The 2,376-nt window shown below is 60.0% G+C and carries 3 protein-coding genes; all 3 read right to left on the bottom strand.

What is annotated here, in order from left to right:
- Positions 1 to 424, bottom strand: a 424-nt coding sequence (locus tag AC04MI_RS24675) for a pseudaminic acid biosynthesis-associated methylase (protein ID WP_476498982.1), incomplete at its 3' end; no start/stop codon positions are given.
- Positions 421 to 1,182 (bottom strand): cytidylyltransferase domain-containing protein, encoded by a 762-nt coding sequence (locus AC04MI_RS24670; protein ID WP_436078000.1) that lies wholly within the window; start codon positions 1,180 to 1,182, stop codon positions 421 to 423. The genes AC04MI_RS24670 and AC04MI_RS24675, both read right to left, overlap by 4 nt.
- Positions 1,179 to 2,354 carry a UDP-4-amino-4,6-dideoxy-N-acetyl-beta-L-altrosamine transaminase gene (pseC, locus tag AC04MI_RS24665; RefSeq protein WP_436078001.1) on the bottom strand — a complete coding sequence of 392 codons (1,176 nt, stop codon included), beginning with the start codon at positions 2,352 to 2,354 and terminating at the stop codon, positions 1,179 to 1,181. Before pseC ends, AC04MI_RS24670 begins: the two co-directional genes overlap by 4 nt.
- Positions 2,355 to 2,376: the final 22 nt, after the last annotated feature.

The following is a 2,376-nucleotide window of genomic DNA, read 5'->3' as shown; positions in this document are numbered from 1 at the left end:
CTAACAGATAACGACCACAGGCAGCGAACAACTTGTCGTAGACCTGAGGCAGCATGTCGGGGTTCATGTGAATGAGCACCCCCTTGATCAACGTCAGGTCCCACTGGCGTGATGGCGAGAAGTCGAGGATGGAGGTATGGCGGACATTGGCCGACGGGATCACCGTGCCCAGCAGCGTCGCTGCTTCGGCATTGATTTCGACGGCATGCGCATCCATGCCGGGGTACAACAGATTGAGTGCCTTGAGGTTCATACCGATGTTGGCACCGAACTCCATGCAGCTGTGAATATCGCGTGCTCGACATAAGGCTTTGACGAAAAAATTCAGGTTGGAGGCGAGCAGTGCGCCCCCTTGGTTGCGCTTTATGTATTCGGTGCCAAAGTCACCGGCCCAGAAGGCTTCCTGCTCGGTCTTGAAACTCATGGAGTGGACTCCGTTGTGATCTGGGTTATTGTCGCGGACCTTTGCTGGATGTGCTGGTTCAGCGTCAGCCAGTCCGGGTGAGCGGCAAGCACGGCAAGGACGTCGTCCTGCGAAAACTGCGGATGAACGGGGTACAGCGTCTCGAACAGGCGGCGCACGAGCTCGTAGTCCTCGGGTGTATCCACCGTCCAGCGGTGGTGACTCAAGTCCACGGGGCTGGCGACATTGCGCACACGGTAACGTTCGGGCCGCCAGTAGATAAAAGGAGTCACGTGCTCGCGCTCAGCGGCCTGCGCGGCCTCGGCTTGAGCTTCCTCAAGCGCTCTGGCGCTGAACACCTCTACCGCCATGCCGTAAGGCCAGGTCGGCGGAAGCATGTTGGACACATAGTCGCTGCCACCCTGCCCGTGGTAGGAGGAAATCACCAAATCTATCAATGCCGGATCGATCAGGGGGCAATCTGACGTGATTCGAACCACCACATCAGCCGCATGCAATCGCGCCACCTCGGCATATCGCGAAAGTACATCGTGCTCGCTACCTCGGAAACAGGGCACATTCAGAAGCGCGCATTCATCGACTATCGGATGATCAGCGACATTAGTCGTTGTTGCCACGACGATGGCATGCGCCCGCTGCACCCGACCCAGCCGCTCAATCAACCGGATGAGCATGGGTTTCCCGGCCAGCGGCAGCAGGACCTTTCCCGGCAGCCGAGTCGAGGACATGCGCGCCTGGACAATGATGACCGTTGTCATGCAGAAAGCGCTGATGCCAATGCTGCCACCACGCGGTCTTGCAGGGCGTCTGTCAGGGACGGATACAGAGGAATCGATATGGCCTGGGCCGCGTAGGCTTCAGCCATGGGGAACTGACCCGACCGGAATCCCAGGCCTTTGTAATACGGCTGCAGTGGAATGGGCTCATAGTGCACATTGACACCAATCCCCGCCCCGCGCAGGCGGGTGAATACCGTAGCACGATCCGCCACACCCGGCCCGGGCAGTACCTCGACCACATACAAGTGCCAGGATGAACGAGCCGTCGCGCCTGGACCGGGCGCACGCGCTGGGCGACGCAGCGGCAGCCCCCCCAGAAGACGATCGTAGCGATCAGCCAAATGTTCGCGGGCGGCATGAAAGCCGTCGAGACGCTGCAACTGGGAAAGACCCAACGCCGCCTGGATGTCTGTCATTCGATGATTGAAGCCCAGGCTATGCTGTTCGTAGTGCCACAGGCCGACATCCGGATTTTGCATCTCGCTGGCGTCGCGCGTGATGCCATGGGAGCGCAGCAACTGCAGGCGGCGTGCCAGCCCTGCATTCTGGGTGGTGACCATCCCGCCTTCACCAGTGGTCAAGACCTTGACCGGGTGAAAGCTGAACACACTGATCTCGGCGTACCTGCTGCCAATGGCACGCCCGTTGTAGCTGGCCCCAACCGCGTGCGAAGCGTCTTCCAGAATCGCAAAGCCGTAACGATCAGCCAGCGCACGCATCGGCGCCAGATCGCAAGCAAGTCCGCCGAAATGAACCGGGATGACAATGCTTGGCAGACGGTTTTCGTGTTCAGCCTTTTCCAGCTTCTGTGCGAGAGCCCTCACGCACATGTTGCGGGTGACAGGATCGATATCCACGAAGTCTACGTCTGCCCCACAGTACAGCGCAGCGTTGGAAGAAGCGACAAAGCTGTTTGGACTGGTCCAGACAGCCGTTCCTGGTCCAGCGTTCAAAGCCAGGCAGCCAATATGCAGGCCAGCCGTGGCGTTGCACACGGCCACGGCGTGCGCCACACCATGACGCTGCGCGAACGCTTCCTCAAACCGCGGCACGGCCGGCCCCTGTGTGAGCCAGCCCGAGGTCAGCACTTGGCGCACAGCCGCCAAGTCATCCTCATTGATCGACTGGGTGGCGTAGGGAACGAAATCCATGGAACTGCTTGCGGATCAGATG

Source organism: Acidovorax sp. LjRoot204, assembly GCF_056175785.1.
Note: the sequence above shows the minus strand (reverse complement) of the source record. Positions and strands in the feature narration are given on the sequence as shown.

Bases quoted from the DNA above. Each gene is read 5' to 3' on its own strand.
- AC04MI_RS24670 (WP_436078000.1), bottom strand. From the start codon at position 1,182: ATGACAACGGTCATCATTGTCCAGGCGCGCATGTCCTCGACTCGGCTG.
- pseC (WP_436078001.1), bottom strand. From the start codon at position 2,354: ATGGATTTCGTTCCCTACGCCACCCAGTCGATCAATGAGGATGACTTG.